Raw genomic sequence first — 15,698 nt, 5'->3', positions numbered from 1 at the left:
TATGTTCCACGTTTCTGTCACGAGTTTGCTATGAGTGTTATCACACCTGTCTCAACGACGCTGCGCCGCATTACCGCCGACGACAACGCCGCTATTGCCCGCGTTATCCGTCAGGTTTCCGCCGAATACGGGCTTACCGCTGATAAAGGCTATACCGTTGCCGACCCTAACCTGGACGAACTATTCCAGGTTTACAGCCAGCCGGGCGCGGCTTACTGGGTGGTGGAGCAAAATGGTGAAATCGTGGGCGGCGGCGGTGTTGCGCCGTTAGGATGTAGCGAACCGGACATTTGCGAGCTGCAAAAGATGTACTTCCTGTCGAGCGCACGCGGTCAGGGGCTGGCGAAAAAGCTGGCGCTGATGGCGCTGGATCACGCCCGTGAGCAGGGTTTTAAGCAGTGCTATCTGGAAACGACCGCGTTTCTGACTGAAGCTATACGCCTGTATGAACACTTAGGCTTTGAGCACATCAGCGAAGCGCTGGGCTGTACCGGGCACGTGGATTGTGAAGTGCGGATGTTAAAGCCCCTCTGACCTTACGCCGAGGGGCCATGGCGACCTTACTGCATCTCAGCTGAGAGCATCAGACGAATCACGCCAGCCGCACGCGCGGTCGGCAGCTTCAACACCTGTGACCAGAGATCCTGCACTATCTCACAGGCAATCTTCTCTTTGCCGACAGCTTTAGTCGGATCGGCCATGATTTGAATATCCGGTCCATAGCGCTGTACCAGGCCAGGGCTGATGCTTTGCAGGTCCTGAAGCGCCAGTTGCTTTTCCTCTGCCGTGACCGTATGTTTTTTCGGTCCGTGAGAGGCGTACATCATGCTCATGTCACTCGCCATACGACGATCCATAATCTCACGCGGAACAAGACGTGCCGGGTTAATCCCTCCTTTTACCGCCGGAAACAGGAAGCGGAAGCATTCGTCATCACCTATTTTGGCCACGGCGGCGATCTGCTCAAGATTAATTTTCATATATTCAATGACATTGGCATCAGGAGCTTGCTGCAATCGTGCCATCTGCAACTGAAGAATCTGCGGCTGTATCGCGTCGATAACCTGCTGTTCACTGCTCCCTGCTTTCTTCATCTGCGCTGCCTGGCTGATAATTTTTTGTGTCAGCGCAGGCTCCTGTTCTTTAATCACCTGAAACGCCGGATTAGAGAGCATCGCCTTTTCAAACTGCTGCTCTTCGGTCAGACCATAATCCGGGTTTTCACGTGGGATCAGGTAGTGCACATCAAACAGATTCCACGCAATAATCGCCACCACAAAGACCACCGCGCCAGAGATCTTGCCCAGCCAGCCTTTTTTACGAAACATGCCAACGACGATGGCAATCACCACCCCGATATAGCCCGCTAACAATACGTGTGCCCAGTTCATTAACCATCCTTATGCAAAACAATCTCTGGTAAGGGGATATATTTCCCCCTTCGTGTGTTTTGATTATTACGGCAGCGGCGAGCGATTTCCAGCCACCAGATTTTGCTAGCGGAAATGGGGAAGAGGTAAAACGCGCGATGATTGAACACCGCACGTCACAGAAGGAATCAAGCCGGTACGCCGCTATGAAAGCGGAACTCGTCGTCAGGAGAGGTGATCAGCGCGGCTTCGACTTGGCCAAAAAATCGCACCCGATCGCCGATATCGTCAGCAGAAATCTGCTGCGCCAGCGCCAGATAATCCTGATAGTGCCGTGCCTCGGATCGCAGCAGCGACAGATAAAACGCCTGTAAATCCTCATCCAGATACGGCGCCAGCGCGGCAAACCGTTCACAGGAACGGGCTTCGATATACGCCCCGCAAATCAGCTTGTCGATCAGCGTCAGCGGCTCGTGGGTGCGTACCTCTTTGAGCATGCCTTTGGCGTAACGACTGGCGGTAATTTTGATGTAAGGGATATTGCGGCTCAGCATCGCCTCGCGTACCTGCGAGAAGTGATGCAGCTCTTCTTTGATCAGCAACACCATGCTGTCGATAAGCTTGCGTCCCCACGGGTCGTCGGTTTGCGGCATGACGCTTTTGCTTATCTGTTTATTCAGCGCGATAAAATCCGGCTCATCCCCTTCCCTGAAAGCAAAGGCCTCATAGGGTTTTAGCCAGTCCAGCAGCGCCTGCGATCCCTGTTTATCCGCGACATACTTACGCACCAGCAGCATTGCCGTTTGCGCCGCTTTCAGTTCACAGACGAGATGATCGGTCAGTAACAGCGGCAGATTCGCCGGGTCTCGCGCTTTATCAAGCCAGTCCTGAGGCGTTTTACAGTGCAGGAAGTTGTAGATCGGGGAGAGTATTTGCGGGTAATCCATACGTTGTCCTTGGCCTGCGGCAGCCTGGGCTACCGCAGGTCAGCAGATGACTTAGTGACGCACGCCGTCATCATCTTCGTCGACGAGATCTTCATCGTCGCCGTCTTCACCTTCTTCGCCGTTCGGGTCTTCAAAATAGGTGCCCCAACCGTCGTATTCCACTTCAAATTTTTCAGCCAGGTTCATCAGTTGCTCAACCTGAGCGTCAATCAGCTCAGCATTCAGGGCGCATTCGCTGAGGATGTCACAGCAAATAACCGTGTCGCCTTCTTCGACTTCCAGCTCTTCCGGCTCGGTCACTTCGTAACCCAGCTTGAAGGCTTCTACTGCCGCTTTTTCCAGGGTTTCAAAGTCGTCCGCGGAAAGGTGATGCTCGATGGTGTACAGCGCGTCTGGATCGCTGCCATCTTCGAGTAACTCTTCAATAATCAAGCGTGTTTCTTCACGCTGCTCTTCCAGTAGTTCCGGGTTTGCCATGGCTCGTTCCTCATAATGTCCTGCCGATACTCTTATTGTCACATACCGCTGTCATTGCCTCCACCTTTCCAGGAAAGATTTGTTAAACAAGGTTGCAAATGAATAAACATCCATATAAATTGAATTTTAATTCAATAAATGGCTTAAGCCATGTGAGGAAACCATGTCTACGTTTTATCAGAAGCACTTTTTGAAATTGCTCGATTTTACCTCTGCTGAACTCACGTTACTGCTCAAGCTCGCCGCGCAGCTCAAGGCAGATAAGAAAAACGGCACCGAGGTCGCTCAACTCACCGGTAAAAATATCGCGCTCATCTTCGAAAAAGACTCGACTCGTACTCGTTGCTCTTTCGAAGTTGCCGCATACGATCAGGGTGCTCGCGTAACGTATCTCGGGCCAAGCGGCAGTCAGATAGGGCATAAAGAGTCGATTAAAGATACCGCCCGCGTACTCGGCCGTATGTACGACGGTATTCAGTATCGGGGTCACGGTCAGGAAGTGGTGGAAACGCTGGCGGAATATGCCGGGGTGCCGGTGTGGAATGGATTAACTAACGAGTTTCATCCCACCCAGTTACTGGCGGATCTGTTAACTATGCAGGAACACCTGCCCGGTAAAGCATTTAATGAGATGGCGCTGGTCTACACTGGCGATGCCCGTAACAATATGGGTAATTCAATGCTGGAAGCCGCCGCGTTAACCGGGTTAGATCTGCGTCTGGTTGCACCGCAGGCCTGCTGGCCGGAAGAGAGTCTGGTGGCAGAATGCAAAGCCCTGGCACAGAAAAACGGTGGCAATATTACGCTGACCGAAGATGTCGCCACGGGCGTAAAAGGTGCGGACTTCATCTACACCGACGTTTGGGTGTCAATGGGCGAAGCGAAAGAGAAGTGGGCCGAGCGTATTGCGCTGCTGCGCAAATATCAGGTTAACAGCGCGATGATGGCGCTCACCGGCAATCCGCAGGTGAAATTTCTGCACTGCCTGCCCGCGTTCCATGACGATCAAACCACGCTTGGCAAACAAATGGCGCAACAGTACGGTTTGCACGGCGGGATGGAAGTGACCGACGACGTCTTTGAGTCCCCCGCCAGCATCGTATTTGATCAGGCAGAAAACCGGATGCACACCATTAAAGCGGTAATGGTGGCGACGCTTGCCAAATAATAGCGTTGCGTGATTGATTTGCCGGATGGCGATGCTCAGCATCTTATCCGGCCTACAACCGCGCTCCCGTAGGCCGGGCAAGGCGAAGCCTCCCCCGGCAAACACGCTTATTCCACCCGCATTTTCACCACCGCTTTGCGTACCAGCGCCGGAGCGCCGACTGCGCACAGCGGTTTATGCACTTCACCCGGATAGAACACCACAAAGTCACCCTCGTTCAACACCACCGTTTTCTCCTGTACCCCTTCCGGCAGGAAGGCAATATCTTTATCCGCCAGCCAGTCAGTTTCCGGCGCACCCGCAGGCTGCGTACTGAAGGTCATGCCTTCCTGACCTTTGAGCAGGATCTGAATATCCAGATAGCGGGCATGATATTCGGCACGGCGCTGCGCAAACGGCTCCGTCATATCTTCGGCAATCAGATAAAACAGGCGATCGCCATCGATGTCGTGCTTACCCTTTTCCGTCGCATCCGTCACATGCGTTTTAATGTGCTCAATCGCCTGACGCAGCTCTTCCGGCAGCCAGGCATCCAGGTTGTGAATATTGCCGACAATCATCTCAAACCCCTTAATTAAAACATCGTTTCATTTTGGTTGTTATACGAAAAAACGGCCTGCCATACCACTCCTAATTACCGATATTTTGCGTCAACGCATGTTTATCGCTGGTGATGTTAGATAATTGTTAAACCAGCGCATCAGATTATGCATAAGCACTGCATAACTCTCGCCGCCTCTTTTTTCTCTTTGGCAATAACCTACTGTTTTTGAAAGTGTTATGATAAAAACCAGCAGTCGATCACAATTTGTACCTGCTTCGCTCTCTTTGTCCGCTACCATATTTATTTGGTAATAAACTTCCCCATACAAATAATAGAATCACAGAACCGCATAAACATTCACACCATAATAAAAAAGACATAAAAATTAATAAGTTATCAAATTCGTAAATTTTGAAATATGTACATAAAATTAACAAAAATAAATAACAAGACATATTCATGCGTAGCAATTCAGTTATCTTATTTGTTATTTTTTAAAATCTCAGAGCTATCTCATATATTAGGAAAGCAAATTCAAATATCGAACCGACTGTGAAACAAATCACGTTTCCGTATCAAATAAGATCTAAATATAGATTCTGAAATCAGCTGAAAAATCATGACTGCAATAAATTGCATTTGCAGCCATCTCCTCTTTATTTTTTAAAATCGTATTAAAGGAATAATGATGGAAAAGCATTATGTCGGTTCTGAAATCGGTCAATTACGTAGCGTGATGCTGCATCGCCCTAATCTCAGCTTAAAAAGGCTGACGCCGTCTAACTGTCAGGAGCTGCTTTTTGATGATGTGCTTTCGGTAGAACGTGCAGGTGAAGAGCACGACATTTTCGCCAACACGCTGCGCCAGGAGGGAATTGAGGTTCTGTTACTCACTGATTTATTGACACAAACCCTGGATATTCCCGACGCTAAAAGCTGGCTGCTGGATACGCAAATTTCTGATTATCGCCTTGGACCCACTTTCGCCGCCGATGTCCGCGCCTGGCTTGCAGACATGCAACACCGGGAACTGGCACGGCATTTAAGCGGTGGGCTGACCTATGGCGAAATCCCAGCATCAATCAAAAATATGGTGGTGGATACTCACGATATTAATGATTTTATTATGAAGCCATTGCCCAACCATTTATTTACCCGCGACACCTCCTGCTGGATATATAACGGTGTATCGATTAACCCGATGGCTAAAACCGCGCGTCAGCGAGAAACTAATAATCTGCGGGCGATTTACCGTTGGCACCCGCAATTTGCCGATGGTGAATTTATTAAATACTTCGGTGATGAAAATATTAATTATGACCACGCCACATTAGAAGGCGGAGATGTGCTGGTCATTGGTCGCGGCGCAGTGCTTATTGGCATGTCTGAGCGCACCACGCCACAGGGAATCGAGTTCCTTGCCCAGTCACTCTTCCACCATCGCCAGGCAGAGCGCGTTATCGCGGTCGAACTGCCTAAGCATCGTTCCTGTATGCATCTCGACACCGTGATGACCCACATCGATATCGATACCTTCTCTGTCTACCCGGAAGTGGTGCGCCCGGACGTACAGTGCTGGACTCTGACGCCAGACGGGCGCGGCGGCCTGAAACGGACGCAGGAAAGTACGCTGGTCCATGCCCTGGAAAAAGCGCTGGGGCTCGATCACATTCGCCTGATTACCACCGGAGGTGACGCCTTCGAAGCCGAACGTGAACAGTGGAATGACGCCAACAACGTCCTGACGCTACGCCCCGGCGTTGTGGTGGGTTACGAGCGCAATATCTGGACCAACGAGAAATACGACAAAGCCGGTATCACCGTTTTACCCATTCCTGGTGACGAACTTGGACGCGGACGCGGCGGTGCACGCTGCATGAGCTGCCCACTGGAACGCGACGGTATTTAAGGAGACGTCATGGAAAATAAACCGACCCTGGTTGTGGCTCTGGGCGGCAACGCGCTGCTTAAACGCGGCGAGCCGCTGGAAGCTGACATCCAACGTAAGAATATTGAGCTGGCGGCAAAAACCATCGCCCGGCTTACGCAACAGTGGCGTGTGATTCTGGTACACGGCAATGGCCCACAGGTTGGACTGCTGGCGTTACAAAACAGCGCTTACGCCAGCGTCACCCCCTATCCGCTCGACATTCTCGGCGCGGAAAGCCAGGGGATGATTGGCTATATGTTGCAACAGGCGTTGAAAAACCAGCTTCCACAGCGAGAAATTAGCGTCCTGCTGACTCAGGTTGAAGTCGATGCCCGCGATCCAGCCTTCAGCAATCCCACCAAATATATCGGGCCAATTTACGACCAAACCCAGGCCAGTGCATTGCAGGTAGAAAAAGGCTGGGTTTTCAAAGCCGATGGTAAAGCGTTCCGTCGCGTTGTGCCCTCTCCGCAGCCCAAACGCATTGTTGAAAGTGACGCGATCCAGGCGTTGATCGCCCGCGATCATCTGGTCATCTGCAACGGCGGCGGCGGTGTGCCGGTCGTGGAAAAAGCCGATGGCTACCACGGCATTGAAGCCGTGATCGACAAAGATCTCTCCGCCGCCCTACTCGCCAGCCAGCTTCATGCTGATGCGTTGCTCATCCTGACCGACGCCGACGCGGTGTACCTCGACTGGGGCAAACCCACCCAGCGGCCTCTGGCTCAGGTCACCCCCGAGCGACTCGGCGAGATGCAGTTCGACGCCGGTTCTATGGGTCCGAAAGTTACCGCCTGCGCGAATTTTGTCTCTCAATGCCAGGGGATAGCAGGCATCGGCTCGTTGACCGACGGTCCGGCCATTCTGTCGGGAGAGAAAGGCACATTGATTCGGCCCGAAACCATTGCTTACGACGCGTGACCCATTTTTGCCGGATGGCGGCTGCGCCTTATCCGGCCTACATAAGGACATTCTCATGACTGTTAACTTAAAAAATCGCAATTTTCTTAAACTGCTCGACTACACCCCGGCAGAGATCCAGTACCTGATCGATCTGGCTATCGAATTAAAAACGGCGAAAAAGGCCGGACGCGAAAGACAGACGCTGGTCGGTAAAAATATCGCGCTAATCTTCGAAAAAACCTCAACCCGCACCCGCTGCGCCTTTGAAGTTGGCGCTTTTGATCAGGGCGCACAGGTAACCTACCTCGGCCCAAGCGGCTCACAGATTGGTCACAAAGAATCGATGAAAGATACCGCCCGCGTGTTAGGCCGCATGTACGACGGCATCGAATATCGCGGATATGGCCAGGAGATTGTGGAAGAGCTGGGGCAGTTCGCCGGTGTTCCGGTATGGAACGGGCTGACCAACGAATTTCACCCTACGCAGATCCTCGCGGATCTGATGACCATGCTGGAACACGCGCCGGGCAAAACCTTACCTGAACTGAGCTTCGCCTACCTTGGTGACGCCCGCAATAACATGGGTAATTCACTGATGGTTGGCGCAGCGAAAATGGGGATGGACATCCGCCTCGTCGCCCCGAAATCCTTCTGGCCGGATGAAGCGCTGGTTGCCGAATGCCGTGAAATCGCCAGCGTGACAGGCGCACGCATTACGCTCACAGAGGATGTTGAGGAAGGCGTTTACGACGTGGATTTCCTCTATACCGATGTCTGGGTCTCCATGGGCGAACCCAAAGAGGCATGGGCAGAACGCGTAAGCCTGATGACGCCTTATCAGATTAATCAGCAAGTCATCAACGCAACCGGCAACCCCAATGTGAAATTTATGCACTGTCTGCCCGCCTTCCATAACGAACACACCAAAGTGGGGCGTGAAATCGAAGCGGCTTACGGCCTGAAAGGGCTTGAGGTTACGGAAGAGGTGTTCGAGTCAGCACACTCCATCGTCTTCGACGAAGCAGAAAACCGGATGCATACCATTAAAGCGGTCATGGTAGCGACACTCGGCGACTAACCCCTGCGGGCATATGTCGCCTGACGGCATATGCCCGAGCTATCCGGAGAACATCATGGGCAAATTCAAATTTCCCAGCGCGTATACCATCCTGTTTATTCTTATTGCACTCGTCGCTGTTATGACCTGGATTGTCCCGGCAGGGAAATACCAGATGGCGATGAATGCGACCCTAGGTAAAGAAGTGCCGGTTGCCGGGACTTATGCCCCCACCGAGGCGCATCCACAAGGTATTACCGCGGTACTGCTGGCGCCGATTGACGGTCTTTATAATCACGAGACCTACACCGCTGGCGCCATTGATGTGGCGCTGTTTGTCCTGATCATCGGCGGTTTTCTCGGCGTGGTAAACAAAACGGGCGCCATCGACGCCGGTATCGAGCGCGTGACGGTCAGGCTTAACGGCAAAGAAGAGTGGATGATCCCCATCCTGATGGGACTTTTCGCCGCCGGAGGTACGATTTACGGGATGGCGGAAGAGTCACTTCCTTTTTACACGCTGCTCGTCCCGGTGATGATGGCGGCCCGCTTTGATCCACTGGTTGCTGCTGCGACCGTTTTGCTCGGCGCAGGTATCGGCACACTCGGTTCGACAATTAACCCGTTCGCCACGGTTATTGCTGCCAACGCTGCCGGGATCCCCTTCACCCAGGGAATGCTGATGCGCATTCTGCTGCTGGTCGTCGGCTATGTGATCTGCGTAGTGTGGGTCATGCGCTATGCCCGAAAAGTGCGCAGCCATCCTGAGCTGTCTATCGTGGCCGATAAAATGGAGGAAAACCGCGCCCATTTTCTCGGTAGTCGCGCTAATACCAATCTGGAATTCACGGCAACGCGGAAATGGATCCTGCTGATTTTCGCCGCCGCCTTTGCGGTAATGATCTATGGGGTGGCGGTACTCGGGTGGTGGATGGCAGAAATATCCGGTGTCTTTCTGGCTGCTGCGATTATCGTCGGCGTAATCGCCCGCATGAGTGAAGAGGCATTTACCAGCACGTTCATTGACGGTGCGCGGGATCTGCTTGGCGTGGCGCTGATTATCGGTATTGCGCGCGGCATCGTCGTGGTGATGGATAACGGCATGATCACCCACACCATTCTGCACAGCGCCGAAAATTTAGTCTCCGGCCTTTCCACCACCATTTTCATCAATGTGACCTATTGGCTGGAAGTTTTGCTCTCCTTCCTGGTCCCATCGTCCTCTGGGCTGGCGGTCCTCACCATGCCCATTATGGCCCCGCTGGCCGACTTCGCGCATGTACAGAGGGATCTGGTCGTCACCGCATATCAATCCGCTTCCGGCATTGTGAATCTGATCACCCCCACCTCTGCGGTTGTGATGGGTGGGCTGGCCATCGCGCGCGTGCCCTATGTGCGTTACCTGAAATGGGTCGCTCCGTTACTGCTCATTTTGACGTTACTGAACATGGTCGTCCTGAGTATCGGCGCGATGCTGTAGCCCTTTTAGCCGTCGGATACCGACGGCTTTTTTGACCGTTCTCTCGTTTTTCTGCACAACCGCCCGTTTGAGCCGTTATTGATACTGCAAATGTGGTGAATTTCGCCATCGCATTGATACAGATAATAAATATAAGGTGATTTTATGAAGGAATTCGATGATTACTCTGCCAAAGAGCAAAAACAGCTGGCGATGTGTCAGCGCCTGATTAGCGAAAAAAGCTACCTGTCCCAGGAAGCGCTGCGCCGCGACCTGCAAAGCCACGGCTTTACCAGTATTAGTCAGTCAACGGTGTCGCGTCTGCTGAAGTTGCTCGGAGCCATAAAAATAAGAAATACAAAAGGGCAAAAAATTTATTCTGTAAATCCTCAGTCACGACCCGCTCCAGATGCCGCGCGATCGATCGCTGAAATGGTGGTCAGCATAGAACACAATAGCGAGTTTATCCTCATTCACACCGCAGCAGGATATGGTCGCGCGGTTGCCAGAATCCTCGATTATCACGCTTTACCGGAAGTTCTGGGCGTCATTGCCGGCAGCAGTATCGTCTGGGTCGCGCCGCGCGTCGTGCAGCGAACGGGCCTGGTTCACAAGCAGATTAATTATCTCTTTAAAATGAATTAAAATTCAGAAGAACCGTTTGCGATGAATAAATCGTGCATTTTTCGCTTGATCCCATAACGTAGCTGAGTATAATCGCGGACAATTTGCCGGGAGGATGTATGGTTCAGTGTGTACGACATTTTGTCTTACCGCGTCTGAAAAAGGACGCTGGCCTGCCGTTTTTCTTTCCGTTGATCACCCATTCCGAGCCCCTCAATTGAGGGGCTTTTTTTTTGCCCAGGCGTCAGGAGATAAACATGGCTAACCCGCTCTATCAAAAACACATCATTTCCATAAACGACCTCAGCCGCGATGACCTCAATCTGGTCCTCGCAACGGCGGCGAAATTAAAAGCGAACCCACAGCCGGAGCTGTTAAAGCATAAGGTCATCGCCAGCTGTTTCTTTGAGGCGTCCACCCGCACCCGTTTATCCTTTGAAACCTCTATGCACCGTCTGGGTGCCAGCGTGGTAGGTTTCTCTGACAGCAGTAACACGTCTCTGGGCAAAAAAGGCGAAACGCTGGCTGACACCATTTCCGTCATCAGCACCTATGTCGACGCCATCGTCATGCGTCATCCGCAGGAAGGCGCCGCGCGTCTGGCAACAGAATTCTCTGGTAACGTTCCGGTTCTTAACGCGGGCGACGGCTCTAACCAGCATCCAACCCAAACGCTGCTGGATCTGTTTACCATCCAGGAGACACAGGGCCGCCTGGACAATCTGCAAATCGCCATGGTGGGTGATCTGAAATATGGCCGCACTGTCCACTCTTTAACCCAGGCGCTGGCGAAATTTGAAGGCAACCGCTTCTACTTCATTGCCCCGGATGCCCTGGCCATGCCGCAATACATTCTGGATATGCTGACTGAAAAAGGCATCGCCTGGAGCCTGCATGGCACTATCGAAGAGGTGATGGCGGAGGTCGATATCCTCTACATGACCCGCGTACAAAAAGAGCGTCTGGACCCATCCGAATACGCCAACGTGAAAGCACAGTTTGTCCTGCGCGCCAGCGATCTGAACGGTGCCAGAGCCAACATGAAGGTACTGCATCCGCTGCCGCGTATTGATGAAATCACCACCGACGTCGATAAGACGCCGCACGCCTGGTATTTCCAGCAGGCTGGCAACGGCATCTTCGCCCGCCAGGCGTTACTGGCACTGGTACTGAATAGCGAACTGGCACTGTAAGGGAGAAAAAGAGATGACACACGATAACAAACTGCAGGTTGAAGCCATCAAACGTGGCACCGTGATTGACCATATTCCCGCACAGGTTGGTTTTAAATTGCTGACGCTGTTCAAGCTGACAGAAACCGACCAGCGAATCACCATCGGTCTGAACCTGCCGTCCGGTGAAATGGGTCGTAAGGACCTGATTAAAATTGAAAACACCTTCCTGACCGATGAGCAGGTTAACCAGCTCTCTCTGTATGCCCCGCAGGCAACGGTGAACCGCATTGACGATTACGATGTGGTGGGTAAATCACGTCCGAGTCTGCCAGAGCGCATCGACAACGTGCTGGTGTGCCCGAACAGCAACTGTATCAGTCATGCTGAGCCGGTTTCTTCCAGTTTTGCAGTGAAAAAGCGTGCTGATGACATCGCACTCAAATGCAAATACTGTGAAAAAGAGTTTTCGCATTATGTGGTGCTGGCCAACTAATTTGGGTTGGTTATGAGATACCCGCTCCCTATAATGAGCGGGAACATTCTATTACCGCTGTAATTCAGGAGAAATCATGAGCAAGACTATCGCGACGGAAAATGCACCAGCAGCAATCGGCCCATACGTACAGGGTGTTGACCTGGGTAGCATGGTAATCACTTCCGGTCAGATCCCGGTCGATCCGAAAACCGGTGCCGTAGCGGAAGACGTGTCCGCTCAGGCACGTCAGTCGCTGGAAAACGTAAAAGCTATCGTTGAAGCAGCTGGTCTGAAAGTGGGTGACATCGTAAAAACGACCGTCTTCGTGAAAGACCTGAACGATTTCGCTACCGTCAACGCCACCTACGAAGCGTTCTTCACCGAGCACAACGCGACCTTCCCGGCGCGTTCTTGCGTGGAAGTTGCCCGTCTGCCGAAAGACGTGAAAATCGAGATTGAAGCGATCGCCGTTCGTCGCTAAATCTGCTTGTGCCGGATGGCGGCTTCGCGTAATCCGGCCTACGCAAGCGTAGTTTGTAGGCCCGGTAAGCGCGAGCGCCACCGGGCATTTATCACATCACGCCAAACAGTTTCGGCAGGAATAGCGAAATCGCCGGAATGTACGTCACCAGCATCAGCACCAGGAACAGCACCAGGTAGAATGGCAGCATCGCCTTCACCACCTGCTCTATTTTCTGCTTACTCACCGCACTGGCCACAAACAGCACCGAACCCACCGGTGGCGTAATCAGGCCGATCCCTAAGTTCACCAGCATGATCATGCCAAAATGGACCGGATCAATGCCGAGCGCGTTGGTCACCGGTAGTAGCACCGGCGTCAGGATCAGGATCAGCGGCGCCATATCCATCAGCGTACCGATCAGCAGCAGCATGATGTTAATGCACATCAGGATTACATATTTGTTATCCGAGATGCTGGTGAAGGCTTCGGTAATCCGCATCGGCAACTGCATATAGGTCATGACGGCCCCAAACGCGGCGGCAAAGCCTATCAGGATCATGACGATGGTGACCGTTTTCACCGTGCGGAACATCAGCTTCGGCAGCTCAGACCATTTATAGTCACGATAGATAAACATGGTGACAAAGAAGGCCCACAGACAGGCAATCGCCGCGGATTCCGTGGCGGTAAAAATACCTGACAGGATCCCGCCCATGATGATCACGACCGTCATTAATCCCCACAGCGTATCGACGAATATCTTCAGCGCCTGGCGAAACGGTACGCGCTCCCCTTTTGGATAACCGCGTTTATGGGCAAAAGCCACGCACATCACCATCAGGCTGAAGCTTAACAGCAGGCCCGGCAGGATCCCGGCGATAAACAGCGCGGCAATCGACACCGTCCCGCCCGTTGCCAGCGAATAGATAACCGAGTTATGGCTGGGCGGCGTGAGGATCGCCTGCACCGAGCCGCTGGCCGTTACCGCCGCGGCAAAGTCGCGCGGGTAGCCTTTTTTGTCCATCTCCGGGATCATCACTGAACCGATAGACGCGGTATCGGCCACCGACGATCCTGAAATTGCGCCAAAAAAGGTTGAGGCGACGATATTTACCAGCGACAGCCCGCCGCGGATAAAGCCCACAAAAATATAGGCAAAATTCACCAGTCGGCGCGCTATTCCCCCTTCAGCCATAATTGCCCCGGCCAGAATAAAGAACGGGATCGCCAGTAGCGAAAACTTGTTTACTCCGCTGGTCAGTTGGATCATCACGGCTTCCAGCGGAATATCAATATACCAGGCTCCAATGATGGCGCTAATGCCAACCGCGTACGCTACCGGTACCCCAATCGCCAGCATAATGCCAAGCGTAAAGACGAGAATAAATGCATCCATCTGCTTTCCTTAATGAAATGGGGGCGGTAACTAGCTGGTTGAACCCAGCATGACAACGGGACGTTGATACTGCGGGCCGCGAAATATCTTTTCTGCGATAAACAACAGCGTGATAGCGGAGCCAATCGGCAACGGCAGATAGTTTTGCCCGGCGCTTAAAAGCGGGAATTCCGCTACGGGCTGGTCCCACAGCTCAAGACACAGATTGGTTCCATACCAGAGAATAAACAGGCTGATAGCCACCAACATGATATCGGCGACAATCGAGCAGTAACGACGGGCGGACTCCCCCAGACGGTCAATCACCATGCTCACCGCGATATGCGAACCTGCGCGATAGCTCACCGCCGCGCCAATAAAGGTGAACGTCACCATACAAAGAATGGCGACCGGTTCAGGCCATGACAGGGCATTGTTCAGGACATAGCGTGCAAATATGCCAATGGGGATAATGGCGACCATAACCAATAATGCGACACCGGCAATCCACATAGAGACCCGATAAAGAAAATCCATTACCGATGAATAGCATTCACCCATAATTATCACCTCGAATTAATCAAAAGACTCAGGCAGAGGATTGCCTCCCTCCGCCTGATGAATTACTTCACATCCTGAATACGTTTGATCAAATCCTGGTGGTCTTTACCGTAATTATCCCGCACTGGCTGCGTGGCTTTATAGAAATAGTCAGTATCAATATCGTGGAACTGAACGCCATTGGCTTTCATGGTCTCCAGAGATTTCGCATTATATTCTTGCCAAAGTTTGCGTTGTTCAATCTGCGCTTCTTTAGCGAGCTTAATAATGAGTTCCTGGTCTTCTTTTTTCAATTTATCCCATTTGGCTTTGGAGAACAGAAAAAGCTCAGGAATAATAAAGTGTTTGCTCCAGGTATAGTTTTTAACGACCGGTAAATAGTTGTGCGCAACAAATGTTGGCGGATTATTTTCCGTGCCATCAATAACGCCGGTCTGCATCCCGCTAAACACTTCGCTGACGCCCATCACGATGGCGTTAGCCCCCATCGCTTTTAGGGTATCCAGCGCTATCGGGCTCCCTTGAACGCGGATTTTCATACCGTGTAAATCTTCCGGTTTCACCACCGGATTTTTGGTAATCAGGTTGCGCGTTCCGGCATCCATCCAACCAAGAAATACCAGCCGCGATTTCGTATTAGCCGTCAGGCGGTCGCCAATCTCCTGACCGATCATGCCGTCAAGGACCTTATGCAGATGGTCTTCATCGCGAAAGATATACGGCAGGGTAAACACGTTAATTTCAGGAAGAATGGCGGCAACAGGCGTCATTGAGACGCGAATAATATCGATAGCGCCTAATTGCGCCTGTTCAATCATCTGTTTTTCATCACCTAACACGCCACCTGGAAATGTTTTAATTTCCAGACGTCCATCGGTCGCGGCGCTGAGTTTCTCCCCCATATGTTTCACTGCGACGACGTTCGGGTAATCAGCCGGATGCACATCCGCGGCGCGAAAAGTTTGTGCCAGCGTTGCATGACTCGCCAGTAATACGGACGCGCCAATACACAGACTTAACAGGTTTTTTGTCAGTTTCATTTGTCCTTCTCCAGAAGTTCATAATATCCATTAACAGGAATAGCTTGCAGAGCAAATGACTGCCGGAATTAAAACGGGCAGCGAGAAACTTTCTTAACGACGTTACCTGTGCAGACTAGCTGGTGTAACA

General features: G+C 52.1%; 21 protein-coding genes. 13 read left to right on the top strand and 8 right to left on the bottom strand.

Annotation, left to right across the window (positions count from 1 at the left end):
- Positions 1-30 precede the first annotated feature (30 nt).
- Entirely contained in the window at positions 31-534 is a 504-nt protein-coding gene (locus ACVXHP_RS15175; protein WP_316128852.1) for a GNAT family N-acetyltransferase, read from the top strand.
- A gap of 26 nt (positions 535-560) precedes the next feature.
- Here the strand turns inward: ACVXHP_RS15175 and ACVXHP_RS15170 are convergent, their stop codons facing one another.
- The 3 genes from ACVXHP_RS15170 to rraB all read right to left on the bottom strand — a co-directional run bounded on the left by ACVXHP_RS15170 (position 561) and on the right by rraB (position 2,794).
- Positions 561-1,391, bottom strand: a complete 831-nt coding sequence (locus ACVXHP_RS15170) for a topoisomerase II (RefSeq protein ID WP_447571748.1) — start codon at positions 1,389-1,391, stop codon at positions 561-563.
- Between the two features lie 167 nt (positions 1,392-1,558).
- Positions 1,559-2,317, bottom strand: a complete 759-nt coding sequence (miaE, locus tag ACVXHP_RS15165; protein WP_447571747.1) for a tRNA isopentenyl-2-thiomethyl-A-37 hydroxylase MiaE — start codon at positions 2,315-2,317, stop codon at positions 1,559-1,561.
- Between the two features lie 51 nt (positions 2,318-2,368).
- Positions 2,369-2,794 carry a ribonuclease E inhibitor RraB gene (gene rraB, locus ACVXHP_RS15160; RefSeq protein ID WP_042312689.1) on the bottom strand — a complete coding sequence of 142 codons (426 nt, stop codon included), beginning with the start codon at positions 2,792-2,794 and terminating at the stop codon, positions 2,369-2,371.
- Positions 2,795-2,892: 98 nt separating this feature from the next.
- On the opposite strand from rraB, the gene argL reads away from it, so the two are divergent.
- Together argL and argF (ACVXHP_RS15150) are read left to right on the top strand one after the other, a co-directional pair.
- On the top strand, positions 2,893-2,988 hold the full coding sequence (gene argL, locus ACVXHP_RS15155) for a putative translational regulatory protein ArgL (protein WP_371414783.1): 96 nt from the start codon (positions 2,893-2,895) through the stop codon (positions 2,986-2,988).
- The gene (gene argF / locus ACVXHP_RS15150; RefSeq protein ID WP_316128855.1) at positions 2,958-3,962 is read left to right on the top strand and encodes an ornithine carbamoyltransferase; all 1,005 of its coding nucleotides are present in this window, start codon (positions 2,958-2,960) and stop codon (positions 3,960-3,962) included. The genes argL and argF (ACVXHP_RS15150) overlap by 31 nt, the downstream gene beginning before the upstream one ends.
- Positions 3,963-4,069: 107 nt before the next feature.
- Here the strand turns inward: argF (ACVXHP_RS15150) and ACVXHP_RS15145 are convergent, their stop codons facing one another.
- Positions 4,070-4,522: a YhcH/YjgK/YiaL family protein gene (locus tag ACVXHP_RS15145; protein ID WP_447571746.1), complete on the bottom strand. Its 453-nt coding sequence runs from the start codon at positions 4,520-4,522 to the stop codon at positions 4,070-4,072.
- Positions 4,523-5,194: 672 nt separating this feature from the next.
- Here ACVXHP_RS15145 and arcA point away from each other — a divergent pair.
- The 5 genes from arcA (at position 5,195) to ACVXHP_RS15120 (ending at position 10,500) form a co-directional block, all read left to right on the top strand.
- On the top strand, positions 5,195-6,415 hold the full coding sequence (gene arcA, locus ACVXHP_RS15140) for an arginine deiminase (RefSeq protein ID WP_316128889.1): 1,221 nt from the start codon (positions 5,195-5,197) through the stop codon (positions 6,413-6,415).
- A gap of 9 nt (positions 6,416-6,424) precedes the next feature.
- Positions 6,425-7,357, top strand: a complete 933-nt coding sequence (gene arcC / locus ACVXHP_RS15135; protein ID WP_447571745.1) for a carbamate kinase — start codon at positions 6,425-6,427, stop codon at positions 7,355-7,357.
- Positions 7,358-7,412: 55 nt separating this feature from the next.
- Positions 7,413-8,417: an ornithine carbamoyltransferase gene (argF, locus tag ACVXHP_RS15130; protein WP_447571744.1), complete on the top strand. Its 1,005-nt coding sequence runs from the start codon at positions 7,413-7,415 to the stop codon at positions 8,415-8,417.
- A gap of 55 nt (positions 8,418-8,472) precedes the next feature.
- Positions 8,473-9,876, top strand: a complete 1,404-nt coding sequence (locus ACVXHP_RS15125) for a YfcC family protein (RefSeq protein ID WP_137360180.1) — start codon at positions 8,473-8,475, stop codon at positions 9,874-9,876.
- Between the two features lie 144 nt (positions 9,877-10,020).
- Positions 10,021-10,500 carry an arginine repressor gene (locus tag ACVXHP_RS15120; protein ID WP_042312701.1) on the top strand — a complete coding sequence of 160 codons (480 nt, stop codon included), beginning with the start codon at positions 10,021-10,023 and terminating at the stop codon, positions 10,498-10,500.
- Here ACVXHP_RS15120 and ACVXHP_RS15115 read toward each other — a convergent pair.
- Positions 10,497-10,619 (bottom strand): hypothetical protein, encoded by a 123-nt coding sequence (locus tag ACVXHP_RS15115; RefSeq protein ID WP_087857458.1) that lies wholly within the window; start codon positions 10,617-10,619, stop codon positions 10,497-10,499. The genes ACVXHP_RS15120 and ACVXHP_RS15115 overlap by 4 nt on opposite strands.
- Between ACVXHP_RS15115 and pyrL the strand changes: the two genes are divergently transcribed.
- The 5 genes from pyrL to ridA all read left to right on the top strand — a co-directional run bounded on the left by pyrL (position 10,599) and on the right by ridA (position 12,610).
- Complete coding sequence (gene pyrL, locus ACVXHP_RS15110) at positions 10,599-10,700, top strand: pyr operon leader peptide (RefSeq protein ID WP_003025819.1); 102 nt, start codon at positions 10,599-10,601, stop codon at positions 10,698-10,700. The two genes, ACVXHP_RS15115 and pyrL, sit on opposite strands and share 21 nt — an antisense overlap.
- Positions 10,681-10,734 carry a pyrBI operon leader peptide gene (locus ACVXHP_RS15105; protein ID WP_106875647.1) on the top strand — a complete coding sequence of 18 codons (54 nt, stop codon included), beginning with the start codon at positions 10,681-10,683 and terminating at the stop codon, positions 10,732-10,734. Before pyrL ends, ACVXHP_RS15105 begins: the two co-directional genes overlap by 20 nt.
- Positions 10,735-10,736: 2 nt before the next feature.
- Positions 10,737-11,672 carry an aspartate carbamoyltransferase gene (gene pyrB / locus ACVXHP_RS15100; RefSeq protein ID WP_038636743.1) on the top strand — a complete coding sequence of 312 codons (936 nt, stop codon included), beginning with the start codon at positions 10,737-10,739 and terminating at the stop codon, positions 11,670-11,672.
- Positions 11,673-11,685: 13 nt separating this feature from the next.
- Positions 11,686-12,147 carry an aspartate carbamoyltransferase regulatory subunit gene (gene pyrI, locus ACVXHP_RS15095; RefSeq protein WP_003025816.1) on the top strand — a complete coding sequence of 154 codons (462 nt, stop codon included), beginning with the start codon at positions 11,686-11,688 and terminating at the stop codon, positions 12,145-12,147.
- 76 nt (positions 12,148-12,223) lie between these two features.
- Positions 12,224-12,610: a 2-iminobutanoate/2-iminopropanoate deaminase gene (gene ridA, locus ACVXHP_RS15090; RefSeq protein ID WP_000047544.1), complete on the top strand. Its 387-nt coding sequence runs from the start codon at positions 12,224-12,226 to the stop codon at positions 12,608-12,610.
- A 91-nt stretch (positions 12,611-12,701) separates the two neighbouring features.
- Here the strand turns inward: ridA and ACVXHP_RS15085 are convergent, their stop codons facing one another.
- From ACVXHP_RS15085 to ACVXHP_RS15075, 3 genes are all read right to left on the bottom strand, one after another.
- Positions 12,702-13,988 carry a TRAP transporter large permease gene (locus tag ACVXHP_RS15085; RefSeq protein WP_003839607.1) on the bottom strand — a complete coding sequence of 429 codons (1,287 nt, stop codon included), beginning with the start codon at positions 13,986-13,988 and terminating at the stop codon, positions 12,702-12,704.
- A gap of 30 nt (positions 13,989-14,018) precedes the next feature.
- Positions 14,019-14,528, bottom strand: coding sequence for a TRAP transporter small permease (locus ACVXHP_RS15080; RefSeq protein ID WP_079225607.1), 510 nt, complete (start codon positions 14,526-14,528; stop codon positions 14,019-14,021).
- A gap of 62 nt (positions 14,529-14,590) precedes the next feature.
- On the bottom strand, positions 14,591-15,568 hold the full coding sequence (locus ACVXHP_RS15075; protein WP_447571743.1) for a TRAP transporter substrate-binding protein: 978 nt from the start codon (positions 15,566-15,568) through the stop codon (positions 14,591-14,593).
- Between the last annotated feature and the right edge of the window lie 130 nt (positions 15,569-15,698).

Source organism: Citrobacter freundii complex sp. 2025EL-00176 (genome assembly GCF_053309355.1).
This window is presented reverse-complemented; position numbering and strand designations above follow the sequence as displayed.